This is a genomic window from Cupriavidus sp. FW305-F7, from assembly GCF_058782875.1.
In genome coordinates, this window is the sequence record NZ_JBYSYC010000061.1 from 25365 (window position 1) to 41203 (window position 15839).

Consider the following 15839-nt stretch of genomic DNA (forward strand, 5'->3'; position numbering starts at 1 on the left):
GGATCAGCCCCCGTTCATCGGGTCGACGCCGGGCGGCGGCAGCGGCGGCCGCTTCTGCTCCATCACTTCTTGCTCGCGCACGGCATTCGCCGCGGGCAGCGGGCTCGGCTCGCCGAAGCGGTGGCGGTAATTGGCATCGACATCAGCACCACGCTGCAGCAGCGCGCCGTTTTCCGGGCTGGCCGGGTCATAGACGACGGGGGTGACAAAGATCACCAGATCGCTCTTGTTGTTGCGGAATTCGTCGGAACGGAACAATCGCCCGAGGATGGGAATGCTGCCCAGCAGCGGCACCTTGTCGACGGCCTTGGACGCGTCGGCATTGACCAGCCCCGAGATTGCCAGCGTTTCGCCCGCGCGGATCGAGGTCTCGGAGGTGGTGCGGCGCGTCAGGAATGCCGGGAAGCCGCCGAACGATACCGACGGATCGATCTGGCTGATCTCGGTTTCCAGCGTGGTGGAGATGACGTTGTCGACGTTCACCGCCGGGCGGATGTTGAGCTTGATCCCGTACGGCTTGTAGTCCACGTCGGTGGTGCCGAACGCCCCGGCCTTGGGAATCGGCACTTCGCCTCCGGCCAGGAAGGTGGCCAGCCCGCCGCTCTTGCTGTTGAGTTCCGGCGCGGCGAGCACGTAGGCATCGCCATCGGAGATGGCCAGGTTGATGCGCGAGAAGATGGTCGTGGCAATGCCGAGATAGAAACCGCTGGCGGCGCCGGCCACCTGGCTCGGGGTATCGGTGAAGGTGGCCGCATCGGTGGACGGCAGCGTCCGATAGCGCCCGGTGTGCACCGGATTGCCCGCGAAGGCGATCTGCGGCCCGTTGAAGCTCTGCTGCCAGGCAATGCCCAGCTTCTCCATGCCGCGCCGGGTGATCTCCATGATGTGGACCTTGAAGTGCACGGTCTTCTTCAGGGCATCCCCCTCGTCGGCGCGCACCAGGTTGACCACGCTGTCCAGGCCCGAGGTGGCGGTTTTGATCAGCGGCACCATCTGCGGATCGACGATGCCCGACAGCACCACGCTGGGGCCCACCACCTCGATCTTCAGTCCGCGCACGCTGCCCAGCGACGCCCGCAGGCGCTGGGCCACGTCGGCGGTATCGGCCGGCGCCACGCGCAGCTTGCCCTGCAGCGCCACGCCGCGCTCGTTCCAGACAATCAGGCTGGTGGTGCCGATTTCCTCGGCCAGCAGCAGCAGGCGGCCATCGACCACCGTGCTGCTGACAAGCGCGCCGTTGCCGATGGCCACGCGCTTGATGGTGCCCGGCACCTCGAGCGCGCGCACCTCGCCCTTGAACAGCTCGATCGCGCCAAAGCGCGCCGGCACCTCGTACGACGGCGGCTGAGCGCCAGTGCGGGCCGCGGTGGTCACGGGCTCGGCGGCCCAGGCCCCCGAGGCCAATGCGGCTGCCGCCAGTGCTGCCATCCCCGCGCGCGCCGCATGGCGCGCGCCCTTACCCGTTTTCCCGTCCGGTGCTCTGTGTACCGTGACCGCCTGCAGGCACGCGGCGTTGCCGCCGGGCTGCGCGAAAGACCCATCCATTGCGTGTTCCGTCAGTTGGTGTTCTGGATAATCTGATGTCGTGCGGCGGCCACGCTCAACGCGAGGCCGGCCGGCCCGCCATGGCGTTGGCGGCGTTGGCAACCGCGCCCTGCTGGGCCTGGGCGATGCCGCCCGCGGAACCGCCCATGGAACCCCCATTGGCCAGCGCCGAAGAAATGGCGTTGCCGATGTCCTGCGCGGTAGGCAGCTTGGAGATCATGTTGGCGCCCGCGGAACGGCCACCGACGATGTATTCGATGGCCGCTTCGTCGCCACCGGCAAAGAGCGCGTGCTCGCTGACCGCGATCTGCGGGGTCGCGGTCTTATCGGCCGCATTGCGCAGCACCGCGCGCAGGCTGCCGACCTTCTGCGCCAGCGCCAGCCGCGCCGCCTGTTCTGGCGACACCATCAGCGTGAGGCTGTCGTAGTCAGGGTTGGTCTCCATGCCCTCCGCGCCCTCCGCGGCCTGCGCCGCCATGGCTTCGCCATAGTCGCGCGGGCGCACGTCCTGGCCGGTGGCCAGCACCAGCATGTCCGACATCAGCAGGCGCGCGGTCTGCTTGTCGGTGCCTGCCGCGGTGGGCGAGGTAGAGCTGATCAGGAACAGGTCGACATGGTTGCCCGGCTTGAGCATCTTGGCCGTCGAATTGACCATGTCGACCTCGATGGTGAAGGCGCGCTTGCCGGGCTTGAGCAGGTCGGAGAAATCGCGCGACTGCAGCGCTTCCACGTCCGCGCGCCGCACCGGCTGGCCCTGCCGCACCTTGCGCACCAGGCGCAGGTTCGCCACCTTGTCGAAGCTGCTCGCCAGGATCATGTCTTCGTAGACCAGGTCGGCCGGGATCTCCCGCGCCGCGAAGCCATTGCCGTCGATCATCGTGCCCGGCGCAGCGTTGCGCACCGGCACCATGACGGCCACGCGGCGGCCCTCGTTCAGCTGCGCGGCCAGTTGCTCTTTCAGTGCCGCTTCGCGCCCGCTCAGGAAGCGGTAGATCCACAGCGTCAGCAGGCCGGCGACCAGCACGGCGATGACAAGGACGACCCAGGGATTCCCGATGATTGAATGAATCTTGATTTTCTTCAGCATGAATGTGCTTGCAGTGGCCAGACGCCGCCCGGTGGCGGTGCGTCAGGGAAGTGACAGGGAAAAGCTGTACGCCTGAAAGAAGGACCTGAACGCCGCGGCCAGCATGCTGATGACCGAGTTGTCGCCACCGGCGACCAGCACGGCAACGACCAGCAGCGTGATGACGATGTATTCGAACGCGGCCTGCCCGCGCTGGCGCCTGCTACGGATTGCCATCGCCCTACTCCGGCCGCGCCACGGTGATCACCGCGTCGGTCTGGCCGGCGCGGTCGACAAAGGTGGCATCCATGCGTTCCTGCTGCCGCTGCATGGCCAGCGTCAGGCCCTCGATGCGGCCGGAGCCATCGGCCATGGGCGCGGGCATCTGCACCACCGAACTCCAGCCCTGCGCCGCCAGCCGGTCGGCGGCGCGCTGCCGCGCGCCCTGCGCGTTGCCCGGCAGCCGGACCACCAGGGTGCGCCCGCGCTGGCCGCGGTCCGTGCTCTGGACATCCGACAGGACCTTGGCGCCGGGCGGCAGGCCCAGCTCGCCCAGCCCGGCGCCGGACGCCACTGGCGCCAGCTTGCTGACCGAGAAGATGCCCGCCACATACCCGCCCGGCGCGGGCCTGGGTTCCAGCGACAGCACATAGTGGCAAAGCCCGTCGATCGCGCTCAGCACGTACTGGCCGCCGGCCCGCTGGCCGCGCGCCGGCACGCCTTCACGGGTCCAGTACTGGCGCCATGCGTCCGACACCGCTTCGGCGGTGCCGGCAAACTCCATCGTCAGCACCCGCGTGGGCAGGCCGTTGACCACCATGTCGGTGCCAACTGCATGCGCCCTGGCAGGCGCAACCGGCTGCCGGGTGCAGTCTGTCGCGGTCGCTGCCGCGGCGGACCAGGCGAGCGCAGACGGCAGCAGCGCGGCCAGGCAGCGCATCAGGACGCCATGCATGCAGCCTCTCATCTCAACGGGCCCCCAGGCGGTCGGCGGGGACCACGTCGGGCTGGATGCGGCCCAGGTCCAGTTGCAGGATTTCCGGCCCGAAGGCGGCCAGCCCGACGGTCAGCGCGGTGTCGATCACGCCGCCCTTGCTGGTGGGCACCGCTTCCTTGATCACGGCAAGCGTGCCGTTGCGCCCCTCGGGCGTCCAGGCGTTGGTCAGCAGCACGGTGTGGTCCTGCATGCCGAAGCCGGTCCAGCCCGGCCACAGCGCGCGCAGGGCCGCGTTGTCGCCGGCGACGGACAACCCCACCTCGGCCCGGTAGAGGTTGCGCGTGGCCAGGTCAAAGCCGGCGCTGACCGCGTTGGCCGCACCCATGGCGGCCGTGATCGGCTTGAGCGTGGCGGCCGGCGTCTCGTCGACGCCGCTGCCCAGGGTCACGTCGGCATAGTTGCGCAGCATGTCCACGCCGGCATGGTCCTTCCACATCGGCGCCATGCCGCCGGGCAGCCGGCGCGCCGTGCGGTCGTTCGACGCCAGCGCGGCCTGGTCGTGCCCCAGTACGCGCTGCACGAACTCGCTGCGGATCTCTTCGTCGCCCTTGCTGGCGAAGCTCCCGTGTGACGCGCGCCAGCCCGGATCGACGGTCCACACCGTGCGCTCCCATCCGGCATAGCGCGAGGCCATCAGCGCCTTGTTGCGCACGTCGCTGAACTTGCCCAGCATCGCCATGCCGAGAAACAGCACGCCGAGCACCGTCATCGCGGCGATCACGAATTCGATCATTGCCTGTCCGGCTGCCCGGTTCGGCCTGGCTGGCCTGCGCATGCGCATCTCCGCTCCCTCAGTTGCCCTGTGCCGCGATCGCGGCAACACGTTCGAGATCGCTGGTCTGCGTCAGCGATGCCTGCCAGTACGGATTGAAGAGGCTCGGGTATTCCACGCGCGAATCGGCACGCCGCCACCCCGCCGCGCTGCGCAGCGCACCCGCCATACCGCCGCTGTCGGTCGGGCGGATAAAGTACGCGCTGCCGCTGGCAAGCGCGCGCATCATGCCGCCGGCCATGCGTTCGTCCAGCGTCAGGCGATCGCCGCCCGGCAGCACGCGCGAACTGGTGACGACTGAAGTGTCCTGGCGCTGCGCCTCGATCGTGATCGAAGGCGCGCGGTTGAAATCGTCCACGGGCCCGGTGCCGGGCTTGGGCTGGTTGCTCAGGTCGGCGTACTCCTGCAGCCCCGCGGGCTTGTTGTGCAGGGTCTTGCCAGGACCCGACGAGTACTGCATCTGCGCGGCGATCAGCGTCAGCGGGTTCAGCAGCGAACCGCCGAAGTTGCTGTAGCCACCATAGCCGGAGCGGCCCGAATAGCGCCCGCCCGGCCCATTGGCCGCGCCGCCGCGCCCGACACTGGACACGGTGGGAATCGCAAACCCGACCGGGCCGGCCGGCGTGGCCCAGACACAGGCAAGCGTGCCGTTGGCCTGCGAAGCATCGAGTGCTTCCCAGCCCTTCTTGTCGCGGCGCAAATGCGTACCGCCATCATGCGTGACGACGGTCACCATGATGGCCACCACCGCGCCCTTGCAGCCCTTGTAGGCGGTCGGGACCGCCGTCGGCGAGCGCGGCGAGCCGCGGTCCTTCAGGAAGCCGTCGAGCGTGGCGCCGTCGGTGGTGACGTCGGCAAAGCGGTCCTTGCCGGTGGCCGAACCCTGCTTGGGGTTCTGCGGATCGGTCACGGTGGTGAACTTGGTCCAGCGGGCCAGCTGCACGCCGTAACGCGGGCCGAAGAAGTAGCCGGAACTGACCGTCGAATCCGGCTGGTTGCGCTTGGCGACTTCGTCGGTCACCAGCGGCACCGCGGCGATGGTGCCGGCGTGGTAGGCGTGCTGCGCCATGCTGAGCGCGGCGATGATGTCATCGAGCCCGGTCACCAGCGGCGGCAGCAGCGTGTTCAGGGCGGATCGCACCGGTGTGATCGCGGCCTTGCCGAGTTGCTTGGGCGTGGTCCACAGCAACTGCCCGTCGGAGAAGATCTTAACCAGCGTGTCGATCCAGGTGTTGTCCGTGTAGGTGCCCTTCAGCTCATCGATCCACGACTTGAGGCTCACGGCCTGCGCCACGGCCACCTGGTTGGCCACCATCGCGCGGTTCGCGTAGGCGGCAAAGTTGTAGTCGCGCGCCTGCAGCACCGCGGCGCTATAGGCCGCTGCGTCCGCCGTGTTCTGGAGCTTGGTCTTGGCGCTGGTCAGCTGGCTCGCGTTGAAGGCGAGATACAGGGCCAGCCCGCCAATGGCGAGGAACACCAGCGCGAAGGCGAGTGCCTGACCGCGCTGGCCGGGGCGGCTGCGTCGATGCGCAAGACCTGTTTTGCCCATGTTCCGGGATCGCGAGTGCTGGAGCGCAGCAAGCAACTGGCGGCGGTGCCGCTTAGTTGTTCTTGCCCGTGTCGTTGCCGACGTTGTAGTTGTTCAGCCCCTTGCCCTGGTTGGCCTTGGAGCTGGCATCGTCCGCGGCGCTGCCGGCTTGCTTGATGGCCTGCTTGGACGCCGCGTTCTTGCCGGCCATTTCCTGGGCGAGGCCCGCCGTCTGGTTGCGGATAGTCTGGCCGAACATGGCATAGACGCCGATCGCGGACACCGCGATCAGTGCCACGATGATGATGTATTCGGTCATGCCCTGACCTTGCTGACGCGCTTTGCGGCGAAGATTTGCGAATGTCATAACGACTCCTTCCATGGGAATGCACAGAAACGGTTGCGCCATATGAAAGGCGCCTCATATGGAAGCCATATGTAAAGAAAACGCTGATGCGAACGGTTATCCGGCACCAGCGGCGTGCATGCTATCAAAAGGTTCCTTAGGGCCGAAGAAGAATAATTTCAATATTTTTAATAGCATTGAAATAACCCTACCAATGACTCCCCCCCGAATGTAACAAAAAGTAATCTTTTACAATACACTGAGGTTATAGGAACTATTCTCGGAACCGGCACATTGCCAGCAATGGGGTGCTATTGAGTGTTGATTTACGGATGACAAGCCGCGCCACGGGCGGCAGGCCGCATGCGGCCTGCCTGCTGGACTTCAAGGCGAACCGGGGCAGTCATACCGCCCCTGCCAGCTGCCCGCGGCATAAAATAAAGAAGCAAAAAAATGGCAGAACTGGATATAAAGAACGCAGTGGAAATACTGGGGGCGTTAGCACAGGAAAATCGGCTCAGGATATTTTTACTGCTCGCCGATTCGGGACCGGAAGGAATACCGGCGGGCATTATCTCAGCATCTTCCGATTTAACCCCGTCCTCCGTAACATTCCATTTGAAGGAACTGGTCAGAACGGGATTGGTTAAAAGCCGCCAGCAAGGACGGTTTATGATTTACTCCGCCACCACCGAAGGCATTTCCTCAGTCCTCGCATTTCTCGGCGGGAAATGCGCTTCCTTGCAGTAAGGGCAACGTCCCGGCGGCGCGGCGCGCCGCCGGGCGTACCGCTCCACCGTGTCACCGCATCCAACCCGGCACGTCAGCCCGCCATCCGCCTCTGCCAAATTTGCGCGTTACGAGCTCATGACACAAATCGTGTCAATTATGTTGTTTCCGGTTCGTTGCAGATTTCGGAAATCAGCCTTGGCCCATGTGCAACACACACGGCCGCTGACGGGGAAATGCAATCGATTACTGCTTTTTGCCACCTTTTTGGCTGAAGCCCAGCGACCGGAGCCTGGTGGAACGCAATCATTCCTGGAACGGGCAGCAGCCAAGCATTTTTAATATTTTTACCATTTACTCCGGCACCGACGCGCAATTTCGCTCAAACCCACCCGTGCTGGCGACGCCGACGACTCCGCTGCACCACGCCCGAGCCGGTGAGGTCCACGTCACTCAGGGGCCCTTGGGGACTTTTCGGTAAACTGTCGGCATTCCGGGACGCGCCGCGTCCCGCAGCCTGTGCAGTCCCCCCTCATGTCAAATACCCACGAAATCCGCCCCGGCCAGTCCATCGAACTGCTCAAGGAACTCCATATCCTGACGCGCGACGGCAAGATGAACCAGGACAGCCGGCGCAAGCTCAAGCAGGTCTATCACCTGTTCCAGTTCATCGAACCGCTGCTGCAGGAGGTCAAGGCCGAGCGCGGCCGCGTCACGCTGGTGGACCACGGCGCCGGCAAGTCGTACCTGGGCTTTATCCTGTACGACCTGTTCTTCAAGGCGCTGCAGGACGATTCGCACATCTTCGGCATCGAAACCCGTGAAGAACTGGTGAAGACCTCGCAGGCGCTGGCCGCGCGGCTGGGTTTTCCGGGGATGTCGTTCCTGAACCTGTCGGTGGCGGATTCGATCACCTCGCCGCAGTTGCCGCCCACTGTCGACGTCGTCACCGCGCTGCATGCGTGCAATACCGCAACCGACGATGCGATCCGCTTTGCGCTGGCCAAGGAGGCCCGCCATATCGTGCTGGTGCCGTGCTGCCAGGCCGAAGTGGCCAGCGTGCTGCGCAAGCACAAGGGCAAGCTGCTGGCGGGCAATCCGCTGACGGAGATCTGGCGCCACCCGCTGCACACGCGCGAGTTCGGCAGCCAGGTGACCAATGTGCTGCGCTGCCTGCAGCTGGAGGCGCATGGCTACCAGGTCAACGTGACCGAGCTGGTGGGCTGGGAACACTCGATGAAGAACGAGCTGATCATCGCGCAGTACAAGGACCTGCCGCGCCGCCGCCCGGCCGAGCGGCTGGAAGAGGTGCTGGAAAGACTGGGGCTGGAAGAGATGCGCGAACGCTTCTTTACCGCGCCGGCGCCGGCTGCGTAATCAGCCTTTTTCGGGTTCGTCCTCGCCCGCAATCCAGCGCTGCCAGCCGTCGTGGCCCAGGCGGCGCATGGTGGCCTGGTTGCGCTCATAGATATCCGCCGCATCCGGGAACGCCGCCGCCGCGCGGGCGATGGAATCCTCGCGCAGCAGGTGAAGGATCGGATACGGCGCGCGGTTGGTGTAGTTCTCGATATCGTTCGGCTCGGTCCCGGCAAACTGGTACTGCGGATGGAAGCTGGCGATCTGCAGCGTGCCTTCCAAGCCGAGGCTGCCGAGCAGGCGCTCGGAAAAATACAGCAGGTCGTTGAAGTCGAGGAAGTCCGCCACCGCATCCGGCAGGATCAGCAGCGTGGTGTCGATCTGATCGGGGTCGGCATCGGCCAGCAGGCGCAGTTCGCGCTCCAGGTCGTCCATCACGTCCGGCGCCTCGGTGACGGTGCTGACCACGTAGCGCACCTGCTCCTTCACATACACGCTCTTGGCGAACGGGCACAGGTTGAGCCCGATCACGGCGCGCTCCAGCCAGTGGCGGGTGGCGGCGATGACGGTGTCTGCGGAGTGGGTGGCGGAGGTCATGATGGCAAGGCGCGGCAAACCGTCATTCTAGCGCTGCCGCAGGCTCTATAATCCGCGGCGGAAACACCCTGCCCCCTGCCGAGCCTCCTGATGCCCTCTTCCGCCACTTCCTCCCCTTCTCAAGCCAGCCTAGACGTTGCCGTCATCGGCGGCGGCCCGGCCGGGCTGATGGCGGCCGAAGTGCTGGCGGCACAGGGTGCCAGTGTGGCCGTCTACGACGCGATGCCGTCGGTCGGGCGCAAGTTCCTGATGGCCGGCAAGGGCGGCATGAACCTGACCCATGCGGAGCCGCAGCCGGCCTTCCTGGGCCGCTATGGCGCCCGCACCGCACAGATCGCGCCGATGCTGGCGGGCTTCGGCCCGCAGGCCCTGCGCGAGTGGGTGCACGGGCTTGGCATCGAAACCTTCATCGGCAGTTCCGGCCGCGTCTTCCCGACCGACATGAAGGCCGCGCCGATGCTGCGCGCGTGGCTGCACCGCCTGCGCGAATCCGGCGTGCAGTTCCATATGCGCCACCGCTGGCTGGGCTGGGACGAGAGCGCGCAGCATGCGCTGCGCTTTGCCACGCCGCACGGTGAAACGGTCGTGCAGGCACGCGCGGTGGTGCTGGCGCTGGGCGGCGCCAGCTGGGCACGGCTGGGATCGGATGGCACATGGGTGCCGCGGCTGGCCGAGCGCGGCGTCGAGATTGCGCCGCTGCGGCCCGCCAACTGCGGCTTCGATGTAGCGTGGAGCGAGGCATTTGCCGAGCGCTTTGCCGGTGAGCCGGTCAAGCCCGTCGCGATCGCCCTGGCCGATCGCGATGAACACGCGCACTACCGCCAGGGCGAGTTCGTCATCAGCGCAACCGGCATCGAAGGCAGCCTGGTCTACGCGCTGTCCGCACCGATCCGCGACCGCATCGAAGCCGATGGCGACGCCACCATCCACCTTGACCTGCTGCCGGCGCACAGCGCCGAGCACGTCAGCGCGCAGGTAAAGCATCCGCGCGGCGCGCGCTCGCTGTCGAGCCACCTGCAAAGCCGGCTTGGCCTCACCGGCGTCAAGGCCGGGCTGCTGCGCGAATGCCTGTCGAAGGAAGCGATGCACGATGCGGGCACGCTGGCGGCATCGATCAAGGCGCTGCCGCTGCGGCTGCTGCGCCCGCGGCCCATCGATGAAGTGATCAGCAGCGCTGGCGGCGTGCGCTTCGAAGCGATGGATGAAGGGTTGATGCTGCGCGCGCTGCCGGGCGTATTCTGCGCGGGCGAGATGCTGGACTGGGAAGCGCCCACCGGCGGCTACCTGCTGACGGCGTGCTTTGCCAGCGGGCGCACCGCGGCGCTCGGCGCCGCGGCTTACCTGCAGCAGGCTTAGGCGGCCTTGCCGCCGACGATGCTTAGCGCCACGGCCTCGGCCACTTCGATGCCGTCGATCGCCGCGGAGTAGATGCCGCCGGCATAACCCGCGCCTTCGCCCGCCGGGTACAGGCCCTTCACATTGATGCTCTGGTAGTCATCGTTGTTGCGGCGGATGCGCAGCGGCGACGAGGTGCGCGTTTCCACCCCGGTCAGCACGGCATCATGCAGGGCAAAGCCAGGCAGCTTCTTGTCGATCTCGGGAATGCCCTCGCGGATCGCCGCGATCACGTAGTCAGGCAGCGACGTGCTCAGGTCGGTCGGCGTCACGCCGGGCTTGTACGAAGGCTCGACCGAGCCCAGCGCGGTCGATGCCCGGCCCGCGATGAAATCACCCACCAGCTGGCCCGGCGCGCAGTAGTTGCTGCCGCCCAGCTCGAACGCGCGCGCTTCCCACTTGCGCTGGAATTCGATGCCGGCGAGCGGGCCGCCGGGATAGTCCTCGGGCGTGATGCCCACCACGATGCCGGCATTGGCGTTGCGCTCGGCGCGCTTGTACTGGCTCATGCCATTGGTCACCACGCGGCCCGGCTCGGAAGCAGCCGCCACGACCGTGCCGCCCGGGCACATGCAGAAGCTGTACACCGAACGCCCGTTGCTGCAGTGATGCACGACCTTGTAGTCGGCCGCGCCCAGCAGCTTGTTGCCGGCGAACTTGCCGAAGCGGCTGCGGTTGATCAGCCCCTGCGGATGCTCGATGCGGAAACCCAGCGAGAACGGCTTGGCCTCCATGAACACGCCGCGCTCATGCAGCATCTCGAAGGTGTCGCGCGCGCTGTGGCCCACCGCCATGATGACGTGGTCGGCTTCCAGGTATTCGCCGGTGGACAGCTTCAGGCCGCGCACCTGGCCGCCGTCGATGTCGATATCGTCCACGCGCGTCTCGAAGCGGATCTCGCCACCGAGCTCGGTGATCTCGGCGCGCATCTTTTCGACCATGCTCACGAGCCGGAAGGTGCCGATATGCGGGCGTGCCTTGTACAGGATGTCTTCCGGCGCACCGGCGCGCACGAACTCGTTGAGCACCTTGCGGCCATAGTGCTTCGGGTCCTTGATCTGGCTGTACAGCTTGCCGTCCGAGAACGTGCCCGCACCGCCCTCGCCGAACTGCACGTTCGATTCGGGGTTGAGCACGCTCTTGCGCCACAGGCCAAAGGTGTCCCTGGTGCGCTCGCGCACTGCCTTGCCGCGCTCCAGGATAATGGGGCGGAAGCCCGACTGCGCCAGGATCAACCCGGCCAGCAGGCCACACGGGCCCATGCCGATCACCACCGGGCGCGGATGCGTGCTGCCTGCCTGGGCACGCGCGACGAAGTGGTACGCCATGTCGGGCGTCACGCTCCAGTGCGGCTTGCCGGCCATGCGCTGGATGGCGGCGGCCTCGTCCCGCACCTCGATATCGATGATGTAGGTCAGCTTGATATCCGAGCGCTTACGCGCATCGTGGGCACGGCGGAACACGGTATAGCCGATCAGGCCGTCTCCCTTGACGCCGATCTGCGCGGCGCTGGTGCGCACGGCGGCGTCCAGGTCGCTTTCGGTATGGTCGAGCGGGAGTTTGACTTCACTTAGACGTAGCATGGGGAACCCGAGAACTGCGGCCGGGGGGTTGGGCACACCAATGTGCCAGGCCGGCCGGAGCGCAATTTTATAGTCTTTCGGGCGCGGAGTCGGGAATCGGGCGGGATACGGGCTGGCGAGCCGGGCCGGTGCGGCGCCAGGACCACGCCAGCCAAGCTCGCAGCCGGGGCAGCCAGCCCGGCGGGGCTGTGACCAAGAGCGCGCCGGCACGGCTGGCCGACACCGCCAGCCAGCCGCGCGCGGGCACGATCCACGTGTCGCCCGCGCGCAGGCGCCGCCGCGGTACATAGCAGGTATCGGCCAGCCATTGCGGCGGCCCAGCAACCTCCAGCTCACCCACGCCGGCACGCAGCACGGTGCCCGCCGCCACGCGCACGCGCAGGCACTGGCCGGCCGAAAGCGGCATTACGATTGAAGTGTCGTTGAGATCGCTTTGCATGACAGGACTCCGGTAACAGGCACAGGACTCCAGCCTATCGACCGGCCAGCGCATGCGGCAGGCACACCCGTGTAGCACCTGAACCGGAACAGCAACCAGGATTTCGGGCTGTTACGATACAGGGGCCCCGCTTCTGTATCTGTACCGATGCGGCCGACCACGCCACGATCCCCCCATGGACACCACCCCGCTCTACCGCCAGGTTGCCGGCCACTACCGCCGCGCCATTGAATCCGGCACGCTCGCCGCCGGCGACCGCATGCCGTCGGTGCGTGCGCTGATGGCGTTGCACAGCGTGAGCCTGTCCACCGCGCTGCAGGCATGCCGGCAACTGGAAAGCGACGGCCTGCTGGAAGCGCGCCCACGCTCGGGTTACTTTGTTGCCGCGCCGCTGCGCGGCCCGCTGGCCGGACTGTCAGAGCCCGCCGCCGCGCTGCCGGACCCGGCCCAGTACGTTGGCATCCACCAGCGCATTTCAGGCTTGCTGGCACGCAGCCAGCATGAGCACGTGCATACCGATCTGGGCGGCGCCTATTGCGCGCCGTCGCTCTACCCGACCGAGGCCCTGCGCAGTGCCGCGGCGCGTGCGCTGCGCCGGCATCCGCAGCTGTTCGGCGAGGCGGTCGAGTCCGATGGCTACCAGCCGCTGCGCGCCGCGATTGCGCGCCAGGCGCTGCGCAACCGCGTGCAGCTGGCACCGGAAGAGATTGTCATCACGCACGGCTGCACCGAGGCGCTCAACCTCGCGCTGCGCGCGGTGGCTGGCCCGGGCGACGTGATTGCGGTGGAGTCCCCGACCTACTATGGCCTGCTGCAGATCCTGGAAAGCCTGGGCATGCGCGCGCTGGAAATCCCGTGCAGCCCCCAGACCGGCATCTCGCTGGAGGCGCTGGAGCTGGCCGCGCAGCACTACGACAACATCCGCGCGGTGGCGGTGGTGCCCAACCTGCAGAACCCGCTCGGCTGCATCATGCCGGACGCGCACAAGGCGCGGCTGGTGCAGTGGTGCGAAGCGCGTGGCATCGCGCTGATCGAGGACGACTGCTTCTCGGCCACCGCCGACAGCGATGCGCCGCCGGCCGCGGCCAAGGCCTGGGATGGCAGCGGCAACGTGATCCACTGCGCCTCGCTGCACAAGGTGCTGGCGCCCGGCATGCGCCTGGGCTGGATCGCCGCCGGCAAATGGCAGGCGCGGGTGGAGATGCTCAAGTTCGGCCTGTCGCGGCCCAACGAGATGCTGTCGCAGATGGCGGCCGCTGACTTCCTGGCTTCCGGCGCGCACGACCGCCACCTGCGCCGGCTGCGCACCCGGCTGCGCGCGCAGCGCGAATGGTTCGCGCAGGCCATCGCCGCCAGCTTTCCCGCCGGCACGCGGCTGGGCTCGCCGCGCGGCGGCATGCACCTGTGGGTGGAGCTGCCCGCGCAGGTGTCGTCCGAAGCGGTATTCGACCAGGCGCTGCAGGCCGGCATCCGCGTGATGCCGGGCGTGATGTTCTCCAACGCCGGGCGCTTCGACCACTGCCTGCGCGTCAACTGCGGCACGCCGCGCTCGGCGCAGATCGAGCGGGCGCTGGGCACGCTGGCCGCCATCGTGCAGCGGCTGGCAGGCTAGCCCTGGCGCCTGCCTGCAATATCCCTCCCCTTTTGCCGGTGCCTCGCCTATCCTAATGCGCTGGTGCGCAGGGGCTGCCCGGCTGGTCTCCGGGGGCGAAGACCGACCACGGGCGCCGTGCACCACGGGAAAAAGAAAAAGGAGAAAAGCCTTGAGCAGTGCATCCGCGGCAACGTCCGTCGGCAAGGGTGTCGGCAACCCTGCCGGCAACAACCTGGACGACTATCAAACCCTGTTCCAACTAGCACCTGTCTCGCTGTGGCTGGAAGACTTCAGCGCCGTGCGCGAGTATTTTGCGCAACTGCGCAAGGAAGGTGTCACCGACCTGCGCGCCCACCTGCGCGCGAACCCGCAGCAAGCGGCGCAATGCTCGGCGCTGATCCGCGTGATCGACGTGAACCGGCGCACGCTGGAGCTGTTCCGCGCGGCCGATCTCGACGACCTGGTGGCCAACCTCGACACCGTGTTCCGCGACGACATGCTCGATCAGCATGTCGAGGAACTCGGCCAGCTGTGGGACGGCGGCAGTCGCTTCGCCAGCCAGACAGTCAACTACACGCTGGATGGCGAGCGGCTCGACATCCAGCTTGAGGCCACGGTGATGCCGGGCCACGAAGACACCTGGGAGCGCGTGCTGCTGTCGATCAAGGACATCACCGCGCGCATGCGCACCGAGCGCGAGCTGCGCCGCAGCGAGCAATATGCGCTGGGGCTGTTCGAGCATTCGCCGGTGTCGTTGTGGGTGGAGGACTTCAGCGCGGTCAAGGTGCTGCTCGATGAGGTCCGCGGCGCCGGCATTACCGACTTCCGCACCTTCCTCAACGTGCATCCGGACTTTGTCTCGCGCTGCATGCAGGAGATTCGTGTGCTCGATGTCAACCAGCAGACGCTGCAGATGTTCGGCGCGGACAGCAAGCAAGTCCTGCTGTCGCGGCTGGGCGATGTGTTCCGCGACGACATGCGCATCCATTTTGCCGAGCAGCTGATCGACCTCTGGCACGAGAAGCTGTGGCAGCAGCGCGAAGTCATCAACTACGCGCTCGATGGCCGCGCCGTGGACGTCTTCATGCAGTGGTCGGTGTTCCCCGGGCGGGAAGCGGACTGGGACCAGGTGCTGGTGTCGCTGACCGATATCACGGCGCGCAAGAAGGCCGAGGCCTATGTCGAGTTCCTGGGCAAGCACGACGTGCTGACCAAGCTCTACAACCGTGCCTACTATGAGGACGAGCTGGCGCGGCTGGGCCGTAAGGGCCCGTGGCCGGTCAGCGTGGTGGCGGTGGACCTGAACGGCCTCAAGGTGGTCAACGACCAGTTCGGCCATGCCGACGGCGACGGGCTGCTGCGCCGCACCGGCGAGGTGTTGAAGAAGGCGGTGGGCGAGCAGGCCTGCGTGGCGCGCATCGGCGGCGACGAGTTCATGATCCTGCTGCCCGGGCGCGACGAGCGCGGCGCTGCCACGGTGATCGAGCAGATCGGCAAGGTGGTGGAGCTGAACAACCAGTTCTACCCGGGAACACGCCTGAGCTTTTCCATCGGCCACGCCACCTGCCTGCAAGGCGACCGGCTGAACGAGATCGTCAAGCTGGCCGACAGCCGCATGTATCAGGCCAAGCGCGACTACTACACTACGCTGGCCAACGAACGCCGCCGCGATTGAAGCTTGGCGGCTCAGCCCGGCGTGCATTGGCCGCGCATCAGCGCCCACTCCTCGCATTGCTTGCCGGACGGGAAGGTGCAGATGCCGGACTGGCCGGCCGGTGTCGACACGATCTGCAGCTTGCCGCCGCGCTGCGTGCAGTTGACCAGGTGCGCGGCAAGCCTCGGCCTTTAGGCCGGGGAAGGATAGCGCGGACGCCGTCGGCGTCCTTTCGGCG

16 protein-coding genes are annotated in these 15839 nt (G+C 66.9%); 5 read left to right on the forward strand and 11 right to left on the reverse strand.

Going from position 1 to position 15839, the window contains the following annotated elements:
* Positions 1–3 precede the first annotated feature (3 nt).
* From AC3WL8_RS35525 to AC3WL8_RS35555, 7 genes are read right to left on the reverse strand one after another with little or no spacing between them, the layout of a single operon-like run.
* Positions 4–1545, reverse strand: coding sequence for a type II and III secretion system protein family protein (locus AC3WL8_RS35525; protein WP_249221254.1), 1542 nt, complete (start codon positions 1543–1545; stop codon positions 4–6).
* A gap of 55 nt (positions 1546–1600) precedes the next feature.
* Positions 1601–2632 carry a Flp pilus assembly protein CpaB gene (gene cpaB, locus AC3WL8_RS35530; RefSeq protein ID WP_492379850.1) on the reverse strand — a complete coding sequence of 344 codons (1032 nt, stop codon included), beginning with the start codon at positions 2630–2632 and terminating at the stop codon, positions 1601–1603.
* Positions 2633–2674: 42 nt separating this feature from the next.
* A complete protein-coding gene (locus tag AC3WL8_RS35535; protein WP_010809200.1) occupies positions 2675–2848 on the reverse strand; it encodes a hypothetical protein in 174 nt (57 codons plus the stop codon).
* Between the two features lie 4 nt (positions 2849–2852).
* Complete coding sequence (locus tag AC3WL8_RS35540; RefSeq protein WP_249221253.1) at positions 2853–3566, reverse strand: hypothetical protein; 714 nt, start codon at positions 3564–3566, stop codon at positions 2853–2855.
* Positions 3567–3579: 13 nt separating this feature from the next.
* Positions 3580–4341 (reverse strand): hypothetical protein, encoded by a 762-nt coding sequence (locus AC3WL8_RS35545; protein WP_211980843.1) that lies wholly within the window; start codon positions 4339–4341, stop codon positions 3580–3582.
* A 58-nt stretch (positions 4342–4399) separates the two neighbouring features.
* Positions 4400–5929 (reverse strand): pilus assembly protein TadG-related protein, encoded by a 1530-nt coding sequence (locus AC3WL8_RS35550; RefSeq protein WP_211980842.1) that lies wholly within the window; start codon positions 5927–5929, stop codon positions 4400–4402.
* A gap of 52 nt (positions 5930–5981) precedes the next feature.
* Complete coding sequence (locus AC3WL8_RS35555; protein WP_211980841.1) at positions 5982–6275, reverse strand: Flp family type IVb pilin; 294 nt, start codon at positions 6273–6275, stop codon at positions 5982–5984.
* A gap of 432 nt (positions 6276–6707) precedes the next feature.
* Between AC3WL8_RS35555 and AC3WL8_RS35560 the strand changes: the two genes are divergently transcribed.
* Together AC3WL8_RS35560 and AC3WL8_RS35565 are read left to right on the forward strand one after the other, a co-directional pair.
* Complete coding sequence (locus tag AC3WL8_RS35560; RefSeq protein WP_211980840.1) at positions 6708–7004, forward strand: ArsR/SmtB family transcription factor; 297 nt, start codon at positions 6708–6710, stop codon at positions 7002–7004.
* A gap of 513 nt (positions 7005–7517) precedes the next feature.
* Positions 7518–8360: a class I SAM-dependent methyltransferase gene (locus AC3WL8_RS35565; protein WP_153956190.1), complete on the forward strand. Its 843-nt coding sequence runs from the start codon at positions 7518–7520 to the stop codon at positions 8358–8360.
* On the opposite strand, the gene AC3WL8_RS35570 is transcribed toward AC3WL8_RS35565, so the two are convergent.
* Positions 8361–8936: a DUF1415 domain-containing protein gene (locus tag AC3WL8_RS35570; protein ID WP_013955955.1), complete on the reverse strand. Its 576-nt coding sequence runs from the start codon at positions 8934–8936 to the stop codon at positions 8361–8363.
* Between the two features lie 90 nt (positions 8937–9026).
* Between AC3WL8_RS35570 and AC3WL8_RS35575 the strand changes: the two genes are divergently transcribed.
* Positions 9027–10292, forward strand: a complete 1266-nt coding sequence (locus tag AC3WL8_RS35575) for a TIGR03862 family flavoprotein (RefSeq protein WP_492379851.1) — start codon at positions 9027–9029, stop codon at positions 10290–10292.
* On the opposite strand, the gene AC3WL8_RS35580 is transcribed toward AC3WL8_RS35575, so the two are convergent.
* A complete protein-coding gene (locus tag AC3WL8_RS35580) occupies positions 10289–11914 on the reverse strand; it encodes an NAD(P)/FAD-dependent oxidoreductase (protein WP_492379852.1) in 1626 nt (541 codons plus the stop codon). The genes AC3WL8_RS35575 and AC3WL8_RS35580 overlap by 4 nt on opposite strands.
* Before the next feature lie 67 nt (positions 11915–11981).
* On the reverse strand, positions 11982–12353 hold the full coding sequence (locus AC3WL8_RS35585; RefSeq protein WP_153956186.1) for a hypothetical protein: 372 nt from the start codon (positions 12351–12353) through the stop codon (positions 11982–11984).
* Between the two features lie 175 nt (positions 12354–12528).
* On the opposite strand from AC3WL8_RS35585, the gene AC3WL8_RS35590 reads away from it, so the two are divergent.
* A complete protein-coding gene (locus tag AC3WL8_RS35590; RefSeq protein ID WP_211980837.1) occupies positions 12529–13965 on the forward strand; it encodes an aminotransferase-like domain-containing protein in 1437 nt (478 codons plus the stop codon).
* Positions 13966–14116: 151 nt separating this feature from the next.
* Positions 14117–15622: a sensor domain-containing diguanylate cyclase gene (locus AC3WL8_RS35595; protein WP_492379853.1), complete on the forward strand. Its 1506-nt coding sequence runs from the start codon at positions 14117–14119 to the stop codon at positions 15620–15622.
* An 11-nt stretch (positions 15623–15633) separates the two neighbouring features.
* Here AC3WL8_RS35595 and AC3WL8_RS35600 read toward each other — a convergent pair whose 3' ends face one another.
* A complete protein-coding gene (locus AC3WL8_RS35600; RefSeq protein WP_256449324.1) occupies positions 15634–15771 on the reverse strand; it encodes a putative hemolysin in 138 nt (45 codons plus the stop codon).
* Positions 15772–15839 lie beyond the last annotated feature (68 nt).

What these genes read in the sequence shown, in the direction of transcription:
- AC3WL8_RS35555 (WP_211980841.1), bottom strand. Translation starts at nt 6,275, where the DNA reads ATGACATTCGCAAATCTTCGCCGCAAAGCGCGTCAGCAAGGTCAGGGC.
- AC3WL8_RS35565 (WP_153956190.1), top strand. Translation starts at nt 7,518, where the DNA reads ATGTCAAATACCCACGAAATCCGCCCCGGCCAGTCCATCGAACTGCTC.
- AC3WL8_RS35580 (WP_492379852.1), bottom strand. Translation starts at nt 11,914, where the DNA reads ATGCTACGTCTAAGTGAAGTCAAACTCCCGCTCGACCATACCGAAAGC.
- AC3WL8_RS35525 (WP_249221254.1), bottom strand. Translation starts at nt 1,545, where the DNA reads ATGGATGGGTCTTTCGCGCAGCCCGGCGGCAACGCCGCGTGCCTGCAG.
- AC3WL8_RS35550 (WP_211980842.1), bottom strand. Translation starts at nt 5,929, where the DNA reads ATGGGCAAAACAGGTCTTGCGCATCGACGCAGCCGCCCCGGCCAGCGC.
- AC3WL8_RS35585 (WP_153956186.1), bottom strand. Translation starts at nt 12,353, where the DNA reads ATGCAAAGCGATCTCAACGACACTTCAATCGTAATGCCGCTTTCGGCC.
- AC3WL8_RS35540 (WP_249221253.1), bottom strand. Translation starts at nt 3,566, where the DNA reads ATGCATGGCGTCCTGATGCGCTGCCTGGCCGCGCTGCTGCCGTCTGCG.
- AC3WL8_RS35560 (WP_211980840.1), top strand. Translation starts at nt 6,708, where the DNA reads ATGGCAGAACTGGATATAAAGAACGCAGTGGAAATACTGGGGGCGTTA.
- AC3WL8_RS35590 (WP_211980837.1), top strand. Translation starts at nt 12,529, where the DNA reads ATGGACACCACCCCGCTCTACCGCCAGGTTGCCGGCCACTACCGCCGC.
- AC3WL8_RS35545 (WP_211980843.1), bottom strand. Translation starts at nt 4,341, where the DNA reads ATGATCGAATTCGTGATCGCCGCGATGACGGTGCTCGGCGTGCTGTTT.
- AC3WL8_RS35575 (WP_492379851.1), top strand. Translation starts at nt 9,027, where the DNA reads ATGCCCTCTTCCGCCACTTCCTCCCCTTCTCAAGCCAGCCTAGACGTT.
- AC3WL8_RS35570 (WP_013955955.1), bottom strand. Translation starts at nt 8,936, where the DNA reads ATGACCTCCGCCACCCACTCCGCAGACACCGTCATCGCCGCCACCCGC.
- AC3WL8_RS35535 (WP_010809200.1), bottom strand. Translation starts at nt 2,848, where the DNA reads ATGGCAATCCGTAGCAGGCGCCAGCGCGGGCAGGCCGCGTTCGAATAC.
- cpaB (WP_492379850.1), bottom strand. Translation starts at nt 2,632, where the DNA reads ATGCTGAAGAAAATCAAGATTCATTCAATCATCGGGAATCCCTGGGTC.